At 71.9% G+C, this 20,105-nt stretch carries 19 protein-coding genes; 12 read left to right on the top strand and 7 right to left on the bottom strand.

Annotated elements, in window-relative coordinates; all coding sequences use genetic code 11:
* Positions 1-14 precede the first annotated feature (14 nt).
* The 3 genes from ACGFY5_RS27730 (at position 15) to ACGFY5_RS27740 (ending at position 2,771) form a co-directional block, all read left to right on the top strand.
* Positions 15-290 carry a hypothetical protein gene (locus tag ACGFY5_RS27730; protein WP_392724273.1) on the top strand — a complete coding sequence of 92 codons (276 nt, stop codon included), beginning with the start codon at positions 15-17 and terminating at the stop codon, positions 288-290.
* A 73-nt stretch (positions 291-363) separates the two neighbouring features.
* Positions 364-1,659, top strand: a complete 1,296-nt coding sequence (locus ACGFY5_RS27735) for a M48 family metallopeptidase (protein WP_392724275.1) — start codon at positions 364-366, stop codon at positions 1,657-1,659.
* Positions 1,656-2,771, top strand: a complete 1,116-nt coding sequence (locus tag ACGFY5_RS27740; protein WP_392724277.1) for a glycosyltransferase family 4 protein — start codon at positions 1,656-1,658, stop codon at positions 2,769-2,771. The genes ACGFY5_RS27735 and ACGFY5_RS27740 overlap by 4 nt, the downstream gene beginning before the upstream one ends.
* A gap of 44 nt (positions 2,772-2,815) precedes the next feature.
* Here the strand turns inward: ACGFY5_RS27740 and ACGFY5_RS27745 are convergent, their stop codons facing one another.
* The 3 genes from ACGFY5_RS27745 to ACGFY5_RS27755 form a co-directional block, all read right to left on the bottom strand.
* Complete coding sequence (locus ACGFY5_RS27745) at positions 2,816-3,511, bottom strand: response regulator transcription factor (protein ID WP_051569974.1); 696 nt, start codon at positions 3,509-3,511, stop codon at positions 2,816-2,818.
* A 159-nt stretch (positions 3,512-3,670) separates the two neighbouring features.
* Positions 3,671-5,272 (bottom strand): GAF domain-containing sensor histidine kinase, encoded by a 1,602-nt coding sequence (locus ACGFY5_RS27750; protein WP_392725049.1) that lies wholly within the window; start codon positions 5,270-5,272, stop codon positions 3,671-3,673.
* 97 nt (positions 5,273-5,369) lie between these two features.
* Complete coding sequence (locus ACGFY5_RS27755; protein WP_392724279.1) at positions 5,370-7,160, bottom strand: AMP-dependent synthetase/ligase; 1,791 nt, start codon at positions 7,158-7,160, stop codon at positions 5,370-5,372.
* Positions 7,161-7,258: 98 nt separating this feature from the next.
* Here ACGFY5_RS27755 and ACGFY5_RS27760 point away from each other — a divergent pair, with 98 nt between their 5' ends.
* The 6 genes from ACGFY5_RS27760 (at position 7,259) to ACGFY5_RS27785 (ending at position 11,630) form a co-directional block, all read left to right on the top strand.
* Positions 7,259-8,068 (top strand): metallophosphoesterase, encoded by an 810-nt coding sequence (locus tag ACGFY5_RS27760; protein ID WP_392724281.1) that lies wholly within the window; start codon positions 7,259-7,261, stop codon positions 8,066-8,068.
* Positions 8,069-8,077: 9 nt separating this feature from the next.
* Positions 8,078-8,515, top strand: coding sequence for an SRPBCC family protein (locus ACGFY5_RS27765; protein ID WP_392724283.1), 438 nt, complete (start codon positions 8,078-8,080; stop codon positions 8,513-8,515).
* Positions 8,512-9,660, top strand: coding sequence for an ArsA family ATPase (locus ACGFY5_RS27770; RefSeq protein WP_392724285.1), 1,149 nt, complete (start codon positions 8,512-8,514; stop codon positions 9,658-9,660). Before ACGFY5_RS27765 ends, ACGFY5_RS27770 begins: the two co-directional genes overlap by 4 nt.
* Complete coding sequence (locus tag ACGFY5_RS27775; protein WP_392724286.1) at positions 9,657-9,914, top strand: hypothetical protein; 258 nt, start codon at positions 9,657-9,659, stop codon at positions 9,912-9,914. The genes ACGFY5_RS27770 and ACGFY5_RS27775 overlap by 4 nt, the downstream gene beginning before the upstream one ends.
* A 106-nt stretch (positions 9,915-10,020) precedes the next feature.
* The gene (locus ACGFY5_RS27780) at positions 10,021-10,965 is read left to right on the top strand and encodes an ROK family glucokinase (protein ID WP_392724287.1); all 945 of its coding nucleotides are present in this window, start codon (positions 10,021-10,023) and stop codon (positions 10,963-10,965) included.
* A complete protein-coding gene (locus tag ACGFY5_RS27785; RefSeq protein WP_392724289.1) occupies positions 10,962-11,630 on the top strand; it encodes an endonuclease/exonuclease/phosphatase family protein in 669 nt (222 codons plus the stop codon). Before ACGFY5_RS27780 ends, ACGFY5_RS27785 begins: the two co-directional genes overlap by 4 nt.
* Here ACGFY5_RS27785 and ACGFY5_RS27790 read toward each other — a convergent pair.
* The 3 genes from ACGFY5_RS27790 to ACGFY5_RS27800 form a co-directional block, all read right to left on the bottom strand.
* Complete coding sequence (locus ACGFY5_RS27790; protein WP_392724291.1) at positions 11,620-11,841, bottom strand: hypothetical protein; 222 nt, start codon at positions 11,839-11,841, stop codon at positions 11,620-11,622. The genes ACGFY5_RS27785 and ACGFY5_RS27790 overlap by 11 nt on opposite strands.
* Before the next feature lie 94 nt (positions 11,842-11,935).
* Positions 11,936-12,985, bottom strand: coding sequence for a hypothetical protein (locus ACGFY5_RS27795; protein ID WP_392724292.1), 1,050 nt, complete (start codon positions 12,983-12,985; stop codon positions 11,936-11,938).
* Positions 12,982-13,761, bottom strand: coding sequence for an alpha/beta hydrolase (locus ACGFY5_RS27800; RefSeq protein ID WP_392724294.1), 780 nt, complete (start codon positions 13,759-13,761; stop codon positions 12,982-12,984). The genes ACGFY5_RS27795 and ACGFY5_RS27800 overlap by 4 nt, the downstream gene beginning before the upstream one ends.
* 201 nt (positions 13,762-13,962) lie before the next feature.
* Between ACGFY5_RS27800 and ACGFY5_RS27805 the strand changes: the two genes are divergently transcribed.
* Genes ACGFY5_RS27805 through ACGFY5_RS27815 form a run of 3 tightly spaced genes read left to right on the top strand, consistent with a single transcriptional unit; the run spans position 13,963 to position 16,445 of the window.
* Entirely contained in the window at positions 13,963-14,673 is a 711-nt protein-coding gene (locus ACGFY5_RS27805) for a lysophospholipid acyltransferase family protein (RefSeq protein ID WP_392724296.1), read from the top strand.
* Positions 14,648-15,808: a MacS family sensor histidine kinase gene (macS, locus tag ACGFY5_RS27810; protein WP_392724297.1), complete on the top strand. Its 1,161-nt coding sequence runs from the start codon at positions 14,648-14,650 to the stop codon at positions 15,806-15,808. The genes ACGFY5_RS27805 and macS overlap by 26 nt, the downstream gene beginning before the upstream one ends.
* The gene (locus ACGFY5_RS27815; protein ID WP_392724298.1) at positions 15,795-16,445 is read left to right on the top strand and encodes a response regulator; all 651 of its coding nucleotides are present in this window, start codon (positions 15,795-15,797) and stop codon (positions 16,443-16,445) included. The genes macS and ACGFY5_RS27815 overlap by 14 nt, the downstream gene beginning before the upstream one ends.
* Here the strand turns inward: ACGFY5_RS27815 and ACGFY5_RS27820 are convergent.
* A complete protein-coding gene (locus ACGFY5_RS27820; protein WP_392725051.1) occupies positions 16,409-20,017 on the bottom strand; it encodes an adenylate/guanylate cyclase domain-containing protein in 3,609 nt (1,202 codons plus the stop codon). The two genes, ACGFY5_RS27815 and ACGFY5_RS27820, sit on opposite strands and share 37 nt — an antisense overlap.
* Positions 20,018-20,105 lie beyond the last annotated feature (88 nt).

Below are 20,105 nucleotides of genomic sequence, written 5' to 3' on the forward strand. Positions count from 1 at the left end.
AGGAGGCGACGACGATGCTCATCGATTGCGACGCGTGTGGGGTCCGTGGCTCAGGCTGCGCCGACTGCGTCATCACCGCGCTGGTCGGTGCCCCGCCGCCCGGTGTCGAACTGACCGAGATGCCGAACGGCGTCGAACTCGACGACGTGGAGGAGAACGCACTGCGCGCCCTGGTCTCCGCGGGCCTCGACCCCGAGTTCGTGTCGATCACCGCGAACGAGCCCACCCACGACCTGCGTCACCACACCGACTGGCTCGGTGGCCACCACGCCGACCGTCAGGCGGGCTGAGCGCCCCATCCACAAGTCCGCTCAGTCAGCAACCCCCGGCCGTCCAGCAGCGGGCGGCTGGGATGATCGGGAAGTGTCCAGCCGAGTGGTCGCCCTGATCGTGTTCCTGGTCCTCGGCGTCGCCGTGGTCCTGACGGCCGGTCTGCTCACCCCCTGGCGCACGGTTCCCGACGCGCACCCAGCCGTCGCGGAGAAGTCACCCGCCGACGCGTCCACCGACTTCACCGACGCCGAGATCAGCCGCGGGAGCGCGTTCCGCGCCGCGCTGCGGCCCTGGTCGCTGACCCGCCTCGCGCTGGGGCTGGTCATCGCGCTGGCCCTCGGCCTCACCCCGCTCGGCGCCCGGCTGATCGGCGCGGTCGCCCGCCCCCTCGGCGGCTCCTGGTGGGTCGAGGCCCTGCTCGGCGGCATCGTCCTCGGCGCCGTGGCGACGGTCCTCACGCTCCCGCTCGCCGCGCGCTCGGAGGCGCTGTTGCGCCGGTACGGCCTGTCCACGCAGAACTGGGGCGGCTGGCTGGCCGACCAGGCCAAGGGCTGGGCCATCTCGGCGCTGCTCACGGCCGTGCTCACGCTGGCGCTGTTCGCGCTGGTACGCGCCACGCCCAACTGGTGGTGGACGTGGGCCGCAGCGGGTGCCGCGGCGTTCGTGTTCGCGGCGTCGTTCGCGTTCCCCGTGCTGATCGAGCCGGTGTTCAACAAGTTCACGCCGATGCCCGATTCGGCGCTGCGCACCAGCCTGCTGCAGCTCGCCGACCGTGACGGCGAACCGGTCAAGGACGTGCTGGTCGCGGATGCCTCCCGGCGCACCACGGCGCTCAACGCGTACGTGTCCGGGTACGGCGCGTCCCGCCGGATCGTCGTCTACGACACGCTGCTCGAGCAGGCTCCGCCCGAGCAGGTCGAGTCGGTCGTCGCGCACGAGCTCGGCCACGCCGTGCACCGCGACGTCGTCACCGGCACCGTGCTCGGCGCGCTCGGGGCGGCAGCGGCCGTGTGCGGGCTGGCGGTACTCGGCAGCTCCACCTCGCTGCTGCGCCGCGCGGGCGTCGAGAGCCTCACCGACCCGCGGTCGCTCGCGCTGCTGCTGGCCGTCGTCGCGATCGTCGGGGCGCTCGCGACGCCGGTGCAGGGCCTGGTGTCGCGGAAGATCGAAGCGCGCGCCGACGAGCACGCGCTCGCCCTCACCCGAGATCCGGAGGCGTTCGTGTCGATGCAACGCGGGCTGGCCCTGCAAAACCGCGCGGACCTGCGCCCGAACCGGTTCTTCCAGCTCTGGTTCGGCACGCACCCCACCACTGTGGATCGCATTGCTGCCGCGCGGGACTTCGCGGCCCGCGAGCACCTTCCGATCCCGGCGCCGGCCCGATGACCCGGACCCTGCTCGTCACCAACGACTTCCCGCCCCGCCCGGGTGGTATCCAGACGTTCGTGCACGAACTGGCGGTCCGTCAGCCGCCCGGCGAACTGGTCGTCTACGCCTCGCGCTGGAAGGGCGCCGAGGAATTCGACGCCGAGCAGCCGTTCCCCGTGGTGCGTCACCCCACGTCGCTGCTGGTGCCCACCCCGGCGGCCGCGAACCGCGTCGTCAGGACCGCGGAGGAACACGGCTGCGAGACCGTCTGGTACGGCGCCGCGGCACCACTCGGCCTGCTGGCCCACACCCTCACGAAACGAGCCGGGGTCGTCCGCCAGGTCGCCCAGACCCACGGCCACGAAGCCGGCTGGGCGCAGCTGCCGGCGGCCCGTCAGCTGCTCACGCGCATCGCCGACGGCGTCGACGTCATCACCTATCTCGGCGCGTACACCCGGGGCAAGCTCGAAGGCCCCGTCAAGAACAAAGCCGAACTCGTGCACCTGCCCCCGGGCGTCAACACGAGCATGTTCCACCCCGGTGTGGACGGTGCGGCGGTCCGCGCGAAGTACGGGCTCGAGGACCGGCCCACGATCGTCTGTGTCTCCCGGCTCGTTCCCCGGAAGGGCCAGGACCAGCTGATCCGGGCGCTCCCGGCGATCCGTGAGAAGGTCCCGGGCGCTGCCCTGCTGCTCGTCAGCGGCGGTCCCTACCGGGAGACGCTCGAGAAGCTGGTCCGGCAGCACCACCTGGAGAACGACGTCACGTTCACCGGCTCGGTGCCGTGGGAGCAGCTCCCGGCGCACTACGCGGCCGGCGACGTCTTCGCGATGCCGTGCCGCACCCGGCGCAAGGGCCTCGACGTCGAGGGCCTGGGCATCGTCTACCTCGAGGCGTCGGCCACCGGTCTGCCGGTCATCGCCGGGAACTCCGGGGGAGCCCCGGACGCCGTTCTCGAAGGGGAGACCGGTTACGTGGTCGGCGACCGGACGACGCTCATCGCTCGGACCGTCGAACTGCTCGAGGATCGCGACAAGGCCCAGGCCATGGGCAAAGCGGGCCGCGCCTGGGTGGAACGCGACTGGCAGTGGGACGACCTCGCGGCCAGGATGACGACGCTCCTGGGCTGACAGACAGAACCGGCCCGGTCAGAAGACCGGGCCGGACCAGAGATTCACAGACCCGGAGTGTTCGGGGCCTCCAGCAGACCCAAGCGCAACGCGGTCATGAGTGCCTGAGCGCGGTTTCCCGCGCCGAGCTTCTCGTAGAGCTTCGAGATGTGTGTCTTGGCGGTGGATTCGCTGACGTAGAGCTGCTTCGCGATTCCGGCGACGCTCATTCCGTCGGCCAGCAGCCGCAGCACCTGGCTCTCGCGCGGCGACAGGTGCGGACCGCTCGGGGTGAGCCGCCGCTTCATCGCGCTGGCGAGGTCCGAGGCGGTGAACGCGTTCGGCGACGACGCGGCGTGCCGCGCGGACGCGACCACCTCGTCGGCCGGGGCGTTCTTCGGCACGAACGCCGAAGCGCCTGCCTCGAGCGCGCCGAACAGCTGGTCGTCACCGGCGTACATCGTGAGCACCACGATTCCGATGTCGGCCCGCGACGAGCGGAGCGCCTTCGTGGCCTCGAGACCGCTGCCGTCGGGCAGGCGCAGATCCATGATCACGACGTCGGGCTTGAGTTCGGCGGCTTTGCGGAGTGCGTCGGCGACCGACCCCGCCTCCCCGACGACCTCGAAACCCGGGTCGCGCTCGAATGCGTGGCGGAGCCCTTGCCGAATCAAGTCGTGGTCGTCGACGAGGAGAACAGTCGTTACCCCGCCGCTGGCCTCGCCCCCCGGCGGACTGGGGAAGGACCTGTTGTCAGTCACTGTCTGGCCGCACCTCCTGCAGCGTCACGTTATACGATCCGTCGCCTAAAGTTCTCATATCAGGGCCTCTGTAGGTGATGGCCAGCAAGAATGCATTCCGTCCGGCCATAGTGGACAGCCAAACGCCGGGAAAACGGTCGTTGATGCGAATTATGCCATTTAGCTGGCCGTTCCTTGACGGGATTTCCCGCCGAGGACAACACGCACCGTGGTCCCTTTGGGGGCACGTGGCACGATTTCCAACTCGGCTCGGACGCGATTGGCCCGTTCGGCCATGATCGTCATTCCGTAGCGACCCTCCGGACGGTCCCGGCCGAGCCCCTTGCCGTCGTCGCTGACCTCGATCTGGGCGTACGGCGGATCGACCTCGCAGGTGACCCAGAGGTTCGCCGCACCGGCGTGCTTGCGGGCGTTCGTCACCGCCTCCTGCGCGATCCGCAGCAGTTCGGACTCCACGGCGGCGGGTAGCCGGGCCGTGGACTCGTCCAGCGAGAGGTGCACCCGCAGCCCGGCGGACGACCCGATCGTCCGGGCGTAGTCGGCGATCGCGCTGCCCAGACCGCCGTGCCGGTCGACGTCGCTCCGCAGCTCGAACAGGCTCAGCCGCAGCTCGGTGATGACCCGGGTGACCTCGGCGCGCAGCAGGCGCAGCGTGCTCTCGGCCGCTTCGCTGCCGTCGGGGAGGTCGGCGATCGCGTTGTCGATCCCGTACCCCACCATCACCAGCTCCTGGGCGACGCCGTCGTGGATCTCCCTGGCCAGGCGCTGCCGTTCCTCCACCGTCGCCAGCCCGCGCACCTCGTCGAACAGCAATGCGGTCTCCAGCCGCAGCGCCGCGTTGCCGACGACCTCGACGGCCTCCGCGACCGCGGCGGCCGGGTAGGCGCCGGTGCGGTCGGACTCCAGGACGACCAGGCCGACCGTGCGCACGCCGGTGATCATCGGGAGCACCAGCACCGATACGGGTGTGCCGGGGCCTGCCCGGTCCAGCGTCCGGTTGGACAGCTGCGGCTGCTGGCTGGCCCAGGTGTCGGCCAGCGGGGTGTCGGCGTCGAACGACGTCTCCCACGCGACCCGGCCTGGCGCGCGCTGGGTGAGCACCTCGAGCCGGCCGCCGCCGCTGCCGGTGAGCACCGCGCTCCGGTCGGTCGCGGCGACCTGGTGCAGCTCCTCCAGGAGCCGGTCGCCCAGGCTGCCGGGGTCGAGGCCACCGGGGAGCTGGCGCGCGATCGTCCGGAGCTGGGTGAGCAGCCGCGCGGCCTGCACGAACTCGGGCTCGATGGCGTCGCTGCGGCTGCGGACCAGGCGGCGTACCGCGAGACCGACCACCCCGGCCATGGCTGCCAGCACGGTCCACTCGAGGGCTGCCAGAACGTAGGAGGAGGAGTCCAACTGGTCCTGCAGCGCCCCCGCCACGCCCGCCGCCACCGCCGCCACCGCGACCAGGGCACCGAGCTCGGCCAGCCCCGCGACCGCGCCGACCGCGAACGCCGGTGCGGCCAGGTAGGTCAGCACGAACGCCGGGTGGACGAACGCCTCTTCCTCCGGTGGGGTGGCGGCCGCCATCGCGACCACGATCACCTCGGCCAGCCAGCCGATCCGGGCCGGCCAGGGACGCTCCGGCGCCACCAGGCCGGGTGCCGCGGCGAGCGCGAACAGCGCGCACCAGAGCAGCGTCGGCGCGATCGAGCGGGTGCTCGCCAGCGACAGCACGATCACCAGCGCCAGCAGGCAACCGCGGATCAGGCGGGTCAGCGCCACGGTCTCCAGCAGATCCGACGCCGGAGGCAGCCCCCGGAGCCATGCGGGTCCGCTGCGCACCGGGGTACCCCGCGCGGGAGTGCCCCGGACGACCCGGTCAGGTGTAGATAGCGGCGATCTCGTCGGCGTACTCCTTCTCCACGACGGAGCGCTTCAGCTTCATGCTCGGCGTCAGCTCGCCCGTCTCTTCGGTGAAGTCGCGAGGCAGGATACGGAAGACTTTGACCTGTTCGGCGCGCGACACAGCCTTGTTGGCGTCGTCCACCGCGGCCTGGATCTCCGCCCGCAGCTCGGCATCGTCCGCGAGATCGCCCACCGTAGCGTCCGCCGGCTTTCCCTGCTTGTCCTTCCACGGCCCGAACGCGTCCGGGTCGACGGTCACGACCGCGCCGATGAACGGCTTGCCGTCGCCGACGACCATCGCCTGGCTGATCAGCGCGTGCGCCCGGATGCGGTCCTCGAGCACCGCCGGGGCGACGTTCTTGCCGCCGGCGGTGACGATCAGCTCCTTCTTGCGACCGGTGATCTTCAGGAAGCCCTCGTCGTCGAGCGTGCCGAGGTCGCCGGTGTGGAAGAAGCCGTCCTTGAGCGCCTCGGCGGTGGCTTCGGGGTTGTGCCAGTACTCGGAGAACACGTGGTCCCCGGCGATCAGCACCTCCCCGTCGTCGGCGATCCGGACCGTCATCCCGGGCAGTGGGCGACCGACCGTCCCGAGCTTCACCGCGTCGTCGACGTTGGCCGCCGTGGCGGGCGAGGTCTCGGTGAGCCCGTAGCCCTCGGAGACCCACAGGCCGATGCCGCGGAAGAAGTGGGCGAGCCGGGGGCCGAGCGGGGCGCCACCGGAGATCGCGTGCGTGCAGGAACCGCCGAGCGCGGCCCGCAGCTTCGCGTAGACGAGTTTGTCGAACAGTGCGTGCTGCAACCGCAGCACCAGCCCGGGGCCGGACGAGGAGTCGAGGGACTCCGAGTACGCCACCGCCACCCGGTCGGCACGGTCGAAGATCGCGCCCTTGCCCTCCTGGTGGGCCTTCTGCTTGGCGCCGTTGTAGACCTTCTCGAACACCCGGGGGACCGCCAGCACGAACGTCGGGCGGAACGTCTGCAGGTCGTTCATCAGGTTCTTGATGTCCGGTGCGTGGCCGAGCGTCGCGCGGGACTGCACCGCCCCGAGCTGGATCAGCCGCGCGAACGCGTGCGCCAGCGGGAGGAACAGCAGCGTGGCCGCACCCTCGTTGAACATGCTCGGCAGCATCGGCAGCGCGTTGCCGACCTCGAACAGCAGGTTCTTGTGGGTGAGCACGCAGCCCTTGGGGCGACCGGTGGTGCCCGAGGTGTAGATGATCGTGGCGGTATCGGCGGGGCCGAGCGCGTCTCGACGCGTCTGGACCTCCGAGTCCGGGATTTCCCGGCCGCCGGTGGTCAGGAGATCGACGGCCGACGCATCGATCTGCCAGACCTGGCGCAAGTCGGGCAGCGACCCCCGGACGGCCTCGACCTGCGACTGGTGGTCGGAGGTCTCGACGAAGACGCCCACCGCGCCGGAGTCGCCGAGGATCCACTGCACCTGCTCGGCCGACGAGGTCTCGTAGATCGGCACGGTGACGGCACCGGCGGCCCAGATCGCGTAGTCGACGAGCGTCCACTCGTAGCGGGTGCGGGCCATCAGGCCGACGCGGTCACCCGGCTCGATCCCGGACGCGATCAGACCTTTCGCGACGCCCACGACCTCGTCGCGGAACGCGGCGGCGGTGACGTCGGTCCACCCTGAACCGGCCGGCCGCCGGAACGTGACCTTGTCGGGCGCCTCCTCGGCGGCGCTCCACACCGCGTCGGTGAGGTTCGCCCCATCGGGCACGGTGTAGACGGCGGGCTGAGCGAACTCACGCACCACGGCCTCCCATTCGGTGTGTTCGAGCCTACTCAACGGTATCTGACCGTGGTGGGAGTCACGGTGGGCGCGTTCGCCTCCGGTGGCATGCTTCGAGGGTGCCCCGCCTCCACGTGGTCTCCGACGTCCACGGCCGCGCCGACGCGCTGGCCACCGCCGGTGACGGTGCCGACGGCCTCCTCGTTCTCGGCGACCTGCTGCTCTACCTCGACTACGCCGATCCGAGCCAGGGCATCCTCGCCGATCTGCTGGGCGCACAGGCCGGCGCGGAGTTCGCGGCGCTGCGCAAGGAGCACCGCTTCGGCGACCTGCGGTCGATCGGCGCCCAGCTGGTGAGCGTCGACGATCTGCCGGGTGCGGTCACCGCTGCAGCGAGGGCCCAGTACGCCGAGTTGTTCGAGATCATGCCGACGCCCGCGTACTGCACCTACGGCAACGTCGACATGCCGGCGCTCTGGCCGGAGTTCGTCGACGACAAGCACCGCATGTTCGACGCCGAGGTGGTCGAGATCGGCGGCTGGCGCTTCGGGTTCGTGGGCGGATGGCCCCGGAGGGTCCTCCCGGCGGCGCAACCGGTCACCCGGAAACCGCGGATTCCCGCCATTCCGTTCGGCGCCGACTTCTCACCGGAGGAGTTCGCCGCGAAAGTGGAGTCGCTCGGGCCGGTCGACGTCCTCTGCTCCCACGTGCCGCCTGCGGTTCCGGAACTGCGCTGGGACACCGTCACCCGGCGTCCGGAGGTGGCGTCCGAAGCGCTGCTGGCCGCGATCCACGAGCACCAGCCCCGGTACGCATTGTTCGGTCACGTCCACCAGCCGCTGCAGCGGCGGCTGCGCATCGGCCGCACCGAGTGCGTGAACGTCGGTCACTTCCGGGCGACCGGCAAACCCTTCGTGCTGGAGTGGTAAGCAGAACACATGGCGGACTCCTCTCAGCAGTCGATCACGATCGCCGCGCCGGTCGACACGATCGCGGCGGTCATCACCGACTTCGCGTCCTACCCCGAATGGGTCGACGCCGTGAAGAGCGTCGAGATCGTCAGTGAATACGAGGACGGCTACGCCCACCAGGCGACATTCGTCCTCGACGCGGGCGTGTTCAAGGACGAGTACACGCTGGAGTACGCGTACGCGGAGGACCTCACCCGCGTCGAGTGGACGCTCGTCGAGAGCACGATGATGAAAGTGCAGGACGGCAGTTACGACCTGGTCGACAACGGCGACGGCACCACGGAAGTCACGTACACGCTCACCGTGGACATCAACATGCCGATGCTCGGGATGTTCAAGCGCAAAGCCGAAAAACTGATCATGGACACCGCGCTGAAGGATTTGAAGAAGCGCGTGGAATCGTGAGGGTCGTCCTTTTCACGGGCAAAGGCGGAGTAGGCAAAACCACGTCCGCGGCGGCCACTGCCGTTCTCGCGGCCCGGGCCGGGGAGACGCTCGTCGTCTCGACCGACCCGGCGCACTCGCTCGCGGACGCGCTCGGTGTCCCCGTGGGCCCCGAGCCGACCCGGGTCGCCGACGGACTGCACGCCCAGCAGGTCGATCCGCAGGCGCGGTACGAGCAGTACTGGGGTGCGCTGCGCGGCTACCTCACCGCCGTGCTCCGCCACGGTGGCCTCTCGGGCGTCGCTGCCGAGGAGATCGTCGTCCCGCCCGGCCTGGACGATCTGTTCGCGCTGTTCGCGGTGCACGAGGAGGCCCGTTCCGGGCGGTGGGACACGGTCGTCGTCGACTGCGCGCCCACCGCGGAGACGCTGCGCCTGCTCACGCTTCCGGACGTGCTCGGCTGGTACACCGAGCGGCTCGCGCCGCTCCACCGCCGGTTGTCGGGCGTCGCGCGTCCGGTGCTCGGCCGCGAACTGCAGAACCTTCTTCCGGACGACGCCGTGGTGGCCGCGGTCACGCGGCTGCAGCTGGCTCTTGCCGACGTCCGAGAACTGCTGACCGATCCGGTGACCAGCGCGGTCCGGCTCGTGCTGACGCCGGAAGCCGTGGTGCTCGCGGAAGCGCGCCGCACGTTCACGGCGCTGGCGCTGCACGGGTTCGTCGTCGACGGCGTCGTGGTGAACCGGGTGATTCCCGACGGCGACGACCCCTGGCGGGCCGGCTGGGCCGCCGCGCAGCGGACCCAGCTGGCGGAAGCGGCCGAGAGCTTCGCCGGTGTGCCGCTGCGGACGGCGCCGTACCTGGCCACTGAGCCGGTCGGCGTCCCGGCGCTCGCGGAACTCGCGGAGGCGCTCTACGGCGACGACGACCCGGTGGCCGCCGTTCCGGTCGAACCACCGCTGCGCCTCGACGGAGACGCCGTGCTCTCGGTGGCCCTGCCGCTGGCCGACCGCTCCGAGGTCGCGCTGTCCCGCGTCGCCGACGATCTGATCCTCACGGTCGCCGGACGGCGTCAGCTGCTGGCCCTGCCGACGGTGCTGCGTCACCGGGCGGTCGCCGGCGCCCGGCTGCAGGACGGCCGCCTGGAAGTGAGGTTCGAGGCATGACAGTTCCTCCGCCCGGCCCGCTGGTCGACGAAGCCGTCAAGTTCGCCGAGGCGCTGCTGCAGCGCGTGCGCGGCGAGAGCGCTCCCGAACTGCCGCCGGAGCTCGTCGCCCGGTTCGGTGGCGCGGTCGCGGACGTCGCGGTCGCGGGTGCCGGCCTGCTGCAGGTCGTCGCCGAGGTGGCGCAGGAATGGGGACGGTCGGCGGCCGCGAAACCCGACGACGAGCCTCCCGTGGAGCGCATCGACATCGATTGACCGACTCGCCAAAGCCGGAGCGATGGGTGACCGCGCAGCGGCGTGCCATACGCTGCGCTGAAGCGTGACGCTGACCTGAAGGGTGCGTAGGTGTGGTGAGGGGCGCGTGAGCCTGACCGTCGGAGTCGACGTCGGAGGTACCAAGGTCCTGGCCGGAGTGGTGACTCCGGATGGGGAAGTGCTGGCCACGGTGCGGCGGCCTACCCCGAGTCAGGACGTCAACGACACCGCGCGCGTCATCGCCGAGGTCGTCCGCGAGCTCGACGAGGACTTCTCGATCGAGGCGGTCGGCGTCGGCGCAGCGGGCTGGATCGATGCATCCCGCTCGGTCGTGCTGCACGCGCCGAACCTCGCGTGGCGTCGTGAGCCGCTCCGCGACCGCATCCAGGAGCGCGTCGACCTGCCGGTCGTCGTCGAGAACGACGCGAACGCGGCTGCCTGGGCGGAGTACCGGTTCGGTGCGGGCCAGGACCAGCACCACCTGATCCTGATCACTGTCGGCACCGGCATCGGCGGCGGCGCGGTCGTCAACGGTGAGATCTACCGTGGGCACTTCGGCATGGCGGCCGAGTTCGGTCACGTCCGGGCCGTGCCGGACGGTCACCCGTGTGGCTGCGGTGCCAGTGGATGCTGGGAGCAGTACGCGAGCGGCAAGGCGCTGGTGCGGTTCGCGAAGCAGCGTGCGGGTGCGGACGCCTCCGCCGCCCGGGTGCTGCTGGAGATGGCCGGCGGCGAGGTCGGCAACATCGACGGCCCAATGGTGACCCGGGCCGCGCAGTCCGGCGACCCCGCGTCGATCGCGTCGTTCACCGAGCTCGGCGACTGGCTCGGCTGGGGCATGGCCGACCTGGTCTCCGGCTGGGACCCGCAGTGCATCATCCTCGGCGGCGGTGTCGCCGAGGCCGGTGACCTGATGTCGATCCCGGCCCGGGAGACCTACGCCAAGGTGACAGCGCTGCGCGGACGCACCGAGGTGGCGGAGGTACGGATCGCGGCGCTCGGCAACAAGGCCGGCCTGATCGGGGCAGCGGATCTGGCGCGTATTCGTTGACGGCCTGGTTGCGGGTCCTCGACTGGAACGTCCGGGGACTCCGTGACGACGTCGACGCGCTGGTGCGGACGGTGCGATCCGTCGAGCCGCACGTGGTCGTGGCGCAAGAAGCGCCCCGGGTGGTGCGCTGGCGGGCCCGGGCGGCGTCCCTGGCCCGCCGGTGTGGGCTGGTCGTCGTCCAGGGCGGCGCGTCCGGCAACCTGGTGCTGTCCTCGCTGGCGGTGACCGTGCGGGAGACCGCGGTCGTGCGGCTGCCGTTGACGCGGTTCCAGCATCCTCGGGCGGCCGTGGTGGTCCGCGGCGTGCTGGCCGGGGCGCCGTTCACAGTGGCCGGCGTCCACCTGGGACTGACCGAGCCCGAGCGGGTCGGGCACGTCCCTCCGCTGCTGCAGGCACTCGCCGGTGACGAGCCGGTCGTGCTCGCGGGTGACGTCAACGAGACCGCTGACGGCCCGGCCTGGCGTGCGTTGGCGTCGCAGCTGACCGACGCCGGTGCCGACGACCCGACGCCGACGTTCAGCACGCGGTCGCCGCGCCGCCGGATCGACGGGATCTTCGTCTCGCCCGGCGTCCCGGTGCGGAGCTATCGCGTCCTGACCACACCGGACGTTGCTCTGGCCAGCGACCATCGGCCGCTGGTAGCGGAGATCGGACTCACGCGCTGACGCGGGCGGCGGCGAGCCACCGCTCCAACGGAAGCGAGTTGCCGCGACGCACGGACTGACCGGCGTCGAGCAACACGGCGTCCGAAGTCTCGGCGAGTTTGGCGATCTCTCTGCGGGCCAGCAGCGCCTCGCGCTCCGGCTCTTCGAGCCACTCCGGGTCGTGCCCGGTGAGTACACACCAGAGAGCGAGCACCTGCTCGTGACGGGCCATCGTGACCACCTCCCACCGTTCACGGTGAGGGATGTTCGCTACGGGCTGCGAACCGCTACATGACCGTCCGGAAAAACTTCTCCCAACCGGGAACTCAGACCACGGCTCCGTCGTCCGGATCGTCGTCGTTCCAGCCGTCACGTAGACGCCACACCAGCGCGCCCGCGCCGCCGAGGATGCCGCAGAGCGAGAGCAACAGCCGGACGTGTTCGCTGAGTCCGAGCGTGTCGGAGCGGAACAGCAGCACCAGGCCGACCGCGATCGCCAGCAGCGCGCCGATGACGGGGGCGGACATCCGGGGAAGCGGCGGCGGGGGCGGGGGTTCGTAGCCCTCGTCCTCGTCGACCGGGAAGTCGCTCGGGGGAGCGTCGGTGCCGGTCAGCCGGTCGCGGCCGAGCGGACGCCCGATGAGGTCGCCAGGTGGGCGGACCAGCGCGGGCCCGCTGGACGCGCGACTCTCCGTGCCGGCGCTCCTGGTGGCATCACTCGTGGGGCCGGTGCCGCCGGTGCCGCTGCCGCTGTCGGGTTCTCCCGAAGGGTCCGGTGGGCGGTCTGCCGGAGGCTCGGTGGGCGGCGCTTCGGGTGCGCGGTCGGCCGGGGCGTCGGGGCGGACCGGCTGGTCGGCCGTGCCCGGCTTCCGGACGGGCAGCGGATCGGCCGTGGGGTCGCTCAGCGAGGGCGCTGCCGCGGTGCCGTCCGCGGCCGTTCCACCCTCGGACGGTTCGGATGGCGTACGGCGACGCGGCCGGTCGGGCGCTGCCGTCGCGTCGTAACCGGCGATGATGCGTTCCCATTCGACGTCGACATCGACTTCGACGGGGCGGGAGGTACCAGCGGGCTGGGTGCCGTCGGTGGGACGCGCAGCGTCGTCCTCCTGGACGGCTTCGAGCAGGCCACGCGCTTCGTCCAGCCGGTCGCGGTCGACCCAGAGCCGGTCGGTGGGACGGGCCGGCAGGGACGTCGACCGGACGACCGGGTTGAGGTCGGCGCTCGGCGCCAGGTATGCGGCGATACCGACGATGCCGAGGACGTCGAGCAGGTGCTCACCGATCCGCGGATCGACGTCGGCGAGCGCGACGAACTCCGTCGCGTCCAGGCCGTTGTCGCGCCGCCCCCGGTACGGACGCCCCGAGGTGCCACTCATCGGCTGCCTGCCGGTGACAGCAGTGACGCGACGAACTGCGCACTTCCCTCGAAGATCGTCGGTGCATCGTTGTCCAGCGTCGCCACGTGGTAACTCTCCCGCAACACAACTTCGGACTTCACGGCAGACCGGACTCCCGCCAGCAACTTCTCGCCGTTCGCCGGTTCGACGACGTGGTCCTCCAGGCTGCGGAACAGCCGTACCGGCGCGGTGACGCGGCCGAGGTCGGCGCTCACTGCCTTCCAGAGCTGAGACAACGACGCCGCGGCCTTGAGCGGGAGCCGGTCGTAGGCCAGCTCGTGCGCACCGGGCTTCTTGATGTCGTCGCTGATGCCGGGGAACGAGCCGAGGATGCGGCTGACCACCGGCAGGAGGGCGGCGTCCTTGCGCAGGGTGAGGTAGGAGGGGTTCACGAGCAGCAGGCCGACCGGCTCGGTGGCCTTCCCGGCGTGGACCTGGGCCAGCCGGGTGGCCAGGGTGCCGCCCATCGACAGGCCGCCGGCGACGACCGGCACTCCCCGGGCGTGCAACGACAGGTACTCGTCCTCGACGGCTTTGTACCAGTCGTGCCAGGTGGTGCGGTTCATGTCCTGCCAGCGGGTGCCGTGACCGGGCAGCAACGGGCACGAAACGGTGTAGCCGGCGGCACGGAGCGCCTCGCCCCACGGCCGGATCGACTGCGGGGTGCCGGTGAAGCCGTGGCTCAGCAGGACGGCCGCGGGCGCGTCCGGCCCAGCGTCGAAGAGGAATGGCTCTGCGCCCGGCAGCACGGACATTCCTCGCCTCCCCGAGAACTCGGCTCAGCAACCCGGTGCGGAGGGCGCGAGCGTCGGTTCCATCGTGACACGAGGCGGCGTCATCGGCCCCGCGTTCGGAGCACCTCAGCGAGATCGAGCGTGGTGAACGCCACTGTCGGGTAGACCGACGAGTGGGGCGGTGAGGGTACGCTCGACCGGCGCGGGTGACGAGGAGGAACGGTGTTTTACTGGGTGTGCAAATACATCCTGATTGGTCCGTTTCTCCGGCTTTTCTTCCGGCCGGTACTCGAGGGCGTGGAGAACATCCCCGCGTCCGGACCGGTCATTCTGGCCAGCAACCATCTCTCGTTCAGCGACTCGTTCTTCCTGCCGCTGATGGTGCCGCGGCGCATCGTCTTCCTGGCGAAAGCGGAGTACTTCACCGGAAAAGGCATCAAGGGTCTTTTCTCGCGGGTGTTCTTCAGCGCGGCCGGCTGCGTGCCGATCGACCGCACGTCCGGATCCGCGGCCGAGGCCGCGCTGATCACCGGCGCGCGCGTGCTCGGTGAGGGCCAGCCGCTGGGCATCTACCCGGAGGGCACCCGCTCTCCCGACGGCAAGCTGTACCGGGGCAAGACGGGCGTGGCCCGGCTCGCGCTGCAGACCGGGGTGCCGGTCGTGCCGGTGGCGATGCTCAACACCGACGAGGTGCAGCCGATCGGCCGCCTCGTCCCGAAGATCTTGCGGGTCCGGATGCGGGCCGGGAAGCCGCTGGACTTCTCCCGCTACGCGGGAATGGCCGGCAACCGGTTCGTGGAGCGGTCGGTGACCGACCAGATCATGTACGACCTGATGCAACTCTCCGGTCAGCAGTACAGCGACGTCTATGCTGCCTCCGTGAAGAACGGGTCCGACGCCGCGCGCCGTGCGCAGGAACCAGTTGCCGCCTGACCCGACGGCTGGTGACCGGCGCCCGGCCGGGTTCACCGTCGAGGTGTCCGGCTGGCGGGCGCTGGCAGCGTTCCGGTTCCTGACGCTGGTCTACGCGGTCGCGCTGAACCTGGACGACCTGGGCCGGGTGAGCAGTCCCGCCTGGTGCGTGGCGACGCTCGCGGTCATGGCGGCGTGGAGCGCCGTGGCCAGCTACTGCTACGCGCGTCCCCGGCTGCGCACGCCGGTGCTGCTCGTCGTCGACCTGGCCGTCACGCTCACCACCGTGCTGGCGACGCTGCTGGTCGAGACGCCCGAGCGGATCGCCGGTGGCGAGTTCACGGTGCCGACCGTGTGGGCCTCCACCGCGGTGATGGCGTGGGCGCTGCGTTGGGAGATCGTCGGGGGCCTGCTGGCCACGCTCGGGCTCGGCGTCGCGAACGTCGTCGTGGTCAGCGGTCAGCCGACCCGCGGAACCGTGCACAACATGATCCTGGTGCTGCTGGCCGCGATCGTCATCGGTTACGTCGCCGAGGTGCTCCGGCAGGTCGACCGGCTCATGGTCGACGCCTGGCAGGAACAGGGCGCGGTCGCCGAGCGCGACCGGCTGGCCCGGCACATCCACGACGGCGTGCTCCAGGTGCTGACACTGGTGAAGCGCCGGGGAGCCGCCCTGGACGGCGAGGGCCGGGAGTTGGCGGAGCTGGCCGGTCAGCAGGAATCCGCGTTGCGTGCGTTGATGACCGGCGGTTCGGCCACGCCGTCCGACGGGGTCGTGGACCTGACGGCGCTGGTGGCCCCGCTCGCGGCGTCGCCGGGAATCGAATTGGTGGCGCCGGCGGAGCCGGTGCTGCTGCCGGCGGACGCAGCCGGAGAGCTGGTGGCAGCGGTCGCCGCGGCGCTGCACAACGTCGCCGAGCACGCACCCGGCGCCCACGCCTGGGTCGCGATCGAGGACGAGCCCGACGCGGTGTCCGTGGTCATTCGTGACGACGGGCCCGGCATCCCGCCGGAGCGGCTCGCGGAGGCCGCGGCCGAGGGTCGACTGGGTGTGGTTCAGTCGATCCGCGGCCGGATCCGGGAGCTCGGCGGCACTGCCGTGATCACCAGTGCACCCGACGAAGGAACCGAGGTGGAGCTGAATGTCCCCCGTTAGGGTCATGGTCGTCGACGACCACCCCATGTGGCGGGACGCGGTGGCCCGCGACCTCGTGGACGCCGGCTTCGACGTGGTCGCGACCGCAGGCGACGGTGCGGCGGCGGTACGCATCGCGGCGGCGAGCCGTCCTTCGGTCGTCGTCATGGATCTGCAGTTGCCCGAGCTTTCCGGCGTGGAAGCGACAGCGCGGATCCTGGCCGCCGACCCGTCGTGCCGGGTACTGGTGCTCTCGGCCAGCGCGGAGCGGCCGGACGTACTGGAGGCGATCCGGGCCGGGGCCACGGGGTACCTGGTGAAGTCGGCGGGCGCCGGTGAGCTGATCGACGCCGTCACGCGCACCTCGCGCGGTGAGGCGGCGTTCACCGCGGGGCTGGCCGGCCTCGTGCTCGGTGAGTACCGGCGGCTCGCGGCGAGCCCGGAACCGGCTGCCGGCCCGGCGCTGACCAGCCGCGAGACCGAGGTGCTGCGGCTGGTGGCCCGGGGCTTGACCGCCAAGCAGGTCGCGACCCGGTTGAGCCTGTCGATCCGGACGGTGCAGAACCACCTGCAGAACGTCATGGACAAACTGCAGGTGCACAACCGTGCCGGGCTGGTGCGTTACGCGATCGAGGCGGGGCTCGACGACGGGTCCTGATCGGCCAGCGGCCCCGGGTCGTCCGGCACGTCGGGGCTGTCTAACGGATCAGTGGTCGCGAACCGCAGCAGCAGGCGGGCCCGGTTGCGCAGGCCGAACGTCGTCAGGCGGGTGGTGAGCTCCGGCACGGGCGCGACCTCGCCGGCCCTGGCGGCGCGCAGTGACCAGGCGGTGGCCAGCGCCGCGTCGGTGGCGTCGCCCATCCGCTCGTAGACCGAGGCCGCGACCGCGTGGTGCAGTGCCGCGGTACCGCGGTCGCCGTTGTGGGCGGCCTGGGCTCCGTTGACCACGGAGCGGGCGGCGCGTACCCAGAGCGTCTCGCGCGGTGCGCCGTCGAGGACGCCCTTCAGCCAGCCGGCGGACTCCTCGCCCTGCGCGCCGCACCGGACGCCGGTGAGCACAGCGGCGTGCGCGGCGGCGGCGAGCCACTCGCGGGGCGCCAGCGCTTCGGCGGAGTGTTCGGCCTCCAACCGGCGCAGCGCGATCGTGGCCTGCTCTGCCGAGCCGGTGACCGCGCGGTAGAGCGCGGCGTGGGCCAGCGCGTTGGCCATCGCCAGCCGGCTGCCGTGACGGGCGGCGGTCACGACGATCATCTCGGGGTTGAAGCCGGTGTCCTCGCCGCGGAGCGCCCGCAGCCAGGCCGCGAGCGTCCGCAGGTGCGCCCACTCGGCGTCCAGCGTCTCGTCGCCGGTGAACGCGGCGTCGGCGGAGGCCAGCGTCGCGTCCCAGTCGCCGTCGAAGTACGCGCGCATCGGCGTGTGGCCCGGGTGCGGGGCACCGCGGAAGCTCAGCGTCGTGGCCGCGGCCTCGTCGAGCAGCGCGAAGCTGCGCGCGATCTCGCCTTCCTCCTGTAGCGCGCTGGCCAGGTTCTCCGACGCTCGGCGCAGCGAGCGCAGGTGGTCGGTGCGGCTGCGGTCGACAGCGCGCTCGAGCAGCGTCAGCCCGGAGAGGTCGCCGGCCAGGTAACGGGCGGCGCCCTCGGTGATCTGCGCGTTCACCTCGAGCTCGGGCAGGCCGAGGCGTCGGGCCAGGTCACCCGCGGTCTTGGCGGCGGCGGTGGCCTCGTCTACCTCGTAGCTCATCATTCGCAGCCGGGCGAGCTCGGCGTGGGCCGCCGCACGCACCGGGCTCTCCTCACCGGCGCCGTACGGGGCCAGCGCCCGGTCGAGGTGGGCCAGCGCCGCGGTGCGGTCACCGCGGGCCCACGCGACCTGGCTGAGCAGGGTGCGGGCGGACGCTGCCGCGTCGCGGGCGCCCAGCACCTCGAGCTGGCTGGCGCACCGGGCGACGTCGACGGCACCCTGGAATTCGTCCGGAGATCCGGTGAAGCGAAGTTTCCACCGCAGTACCAGCGCGGACAGCCGGGAGACCTCGTCGTCCCTGGCCGCCGGGTGCTCGAGTGCTGCCAGCTCCTCGAGCGTCAGCGTGTTCGCGTCGTCCCAGAGCGCCAGCGCCTTGTCGAGCAGGTCGACGGCGGTGGGCGCGGCGTGCAGGCTGGCTGCACGCTCGGCGGCGGCCACCAGCGCGGTGCGGGCGGGCTGCAGGAACGGGCGGACGTCCATGTGCAGGGTGCGGGCGAGTTCCAGCGCGGCGACCCGGTGGTGCGCGACCGCGTCGACGGCCTCGGTGGTACGGCCGGTGACGTGGGATTGCAGCCAGCGGGCGGCGCGTTGGTGGCGCACGACGCGCAGCGCGCGGGGCTGACGGCGGTAGGCGAGGTCGCGGACGACCGCGTGGGAGAACGCCAGCGCCGGTTCGCCGGCCAGCACGTGACCGGTGGCCGGCCGGATGAAGGCCTTCGCGCGCAGCTCCGCCAGCAGCGTCTCGACCTCGTCGCGCGCCAGCTCGGCGACGGTGGCGACCGCACCGGGCCAGAACACTTCGCCGATGACCGCCGCGGCCTGCAACGCGCGCTGGGAGCGGGGTCCGAGCAGGTCGACGCGGCTGGCGACGACCGCGAGCACCGAGTCGGGCAGCGGGAGCGCCTCCTCGGTCTCGTCGCTGTGCTGGTCGGCGAGCATCCGGACGTACTCGTGGGCGTAGAGCGGCGTACCCGCGGCGAGCACGGTGAGGTGCTCGAGCGTCTCGTCGGGAATCGGCGAATCGCCGGAGAGCGCGCGGAACAGCGTCAGCGTGTCGTGCGGGTCGAGCGGTGGCAGCTCCACCAGGGCGTGCCGCGGGTGCGCGGCGTCGTACCAGGGGATCTGCCGGGTGGCCAGCAGCTCGGGCCGGGCCGTGCCGAGCACCAGCAGCGGTCCGTCGACGGTGTCGACGAGCTGCCGCAGGAAGTCCAGCAGCGGCGGCTCGGCCAGCGCGAGGTCCTCGATCACGATGACGAGGGGGCGCCGGGCCGCGAGCCGGGCGAAGAACATGCGCCAGGCGGCCTGCGCCTCGTCGGCCTCGACCGGGGGAGCGGTGTAGCCCACCAGCGGCGCCAGCGCGTCGACGACGCTCGTGCGCTCGGCGGTGGTGAGCAGGCCGTGCAGCGAGTCGACGACCTTGCGGCGGGCGGTGTCGGCGCTGTCGGACTCGAGTACCCCCGCGTACCCGGTGACGACCTCGGCGACCGCCGCGAACGGACCACCCTCGCCGCCGGCCAGGCAGCGTCCGCCGACCCAGCGGACGCCGACCGGCATCGCCTGCTCGGCGTGCCGGTTGAGCTCCCGGACCAGCCGGCTCTTGCCGACGCCGGCCGGGCCGACGACGGTGACCAGGCGCGGCGCCCGGTCGTCGACGGTCGCGCGGAGAAGCCCGGCGAGATGGTCGAGGTACGGGCCGCGGCCGACGAACGGGCCGTGGTCGCGGTGGCGGTCCCAGCGGCGCTGCACGAGCCGCAGCGGACGCCACACCGGCACCGGCCCGGCCTTGCCCTTGACCATGACCGGGGGCATCTCGGCGTACTCGACGTACTCGCGGCTGGCGCGCCAGGTGGCCGAGGAGACGACGATGCCACCGACCGGCGCGTGCGACTGCAGCCGGGAGGCGAGGTTGACGACGTCACCGGCGACCAGGGCCTGGCCGCCGTCGCGGATCGCGTCGAGGTCGACGACGACCTCGCCGGTGGCGATGCCGACGCGGGCGCGCAGCGGGCCGGACGGGCCGATGATTCGCCCGTCGAGGTCGGCCTGGAGCTCGAGGCCGACGCGCACCGCGCGGACGGCGTCGTCCTCCTGGGTGACCGGTGCGCCGAAGACGGCCATCACCGCGTCGCCGATGTACTTCTCGACGACGCCGCTGCGGCGACGGATCGCGCGCGCGACGGTGTCGAAGTAACGCTGCTGGAGGGCGCGGAGATCCTCCGGGTCGAGCCGCTCGCCGAGGTTGGTGAAGCCGGTGAGGTCGACGAACAGGATCGTCACGACCCGCCGTTCCTCGCGGGAGGCGACGCCGGGTACCGGCAGGCTGCGGGCGGCCGGATCGAGGTCGGCCGCGCAGTGCGGGCAGGTCTCGGCGGTCAGCTCCACGCCGGCGGTGCAGCTGGGGCATTTGCGGAGCAGCGCGGAGCCGCAGCGGCCGCAGAAGCGGTCGCCGGGGCGCCCGACCGCGGCGCAGCGTGCGCAGTGCGTATCGATGGGACGTTCACCCCCGCTCGCAACCTATTCCGTTACACCAAATCTGTCAGCGGTCGTGTATTTGCTGTGAATCGTCTCAGTGGCGTTG

It is taken from the genome of Cryptosporangium sp. NPDC048952 (assembly GCF_043197895.1).
GTDB lineage: Bacteria > Actinomycetota > Actinomycetes > Mycobacteriales > Cryptosporangiaceae > Cryptosporangium.

Coding starts and splice junctions, on each gene's coding strand:
- ACGFY5_RS27730 (WP_392724273.1), top strand. CDS start 15: ATGCTCATCGATTGCGACGCGTGTGGGGTCCGTGGCTCAGGCTGCGCC.
- ACGFY5_RS27740 (WP_392724277.1), top strand. CDS start 1,656: ATGACCCGGACCCTGCTCGTCACCAACGACTTCCCGCCCCGCCCGGGT.
- ACGFY5_RS27765 (WP_392724283.1), top strand. CDS start 8,078: ATGGCGGACTCCTCTCAGCAGTCGATCACGATCGCCGCGCCGGTCGAC.
- ACGFY5_RS27775 (WP_392724286.1), top strand. CDS start 9,657: ATGACAGTTCCTCCGCCCGGCCCGCTGGTCGACGAAGCCGTCAAGTTC.
- ACGFY5_RS27790 (WP_392724291.1), bottom strand. CDS start 11,841: ATGGCCCGTCACGAGCAGGTGCTCGCTCTCTGGTGTGTACTCACCGGG.
- ACGFY5_RS27795 (WP_392724292.1), bottom strand. CDS start 12,985: ATGAGTGGCACCTCGGGGCGTCCGTACCGGGGGCGGCGCGACAACGGC.
- ACGFY5_RS27800 (WP_392724294.1), bottom strand. CDS start 13,761: ATGTCCGTGCTGCCGGGCGCAGAGCCATTCCTCTTCGACGCTGGGCCG.
- ACGFY5_RS27815 (WP_392724298.1), top strand. CDS start 15,795: ATGTCCCCCGTTAGGGTCATGGTCGTCGACGACCACCCCATGTGGCGG.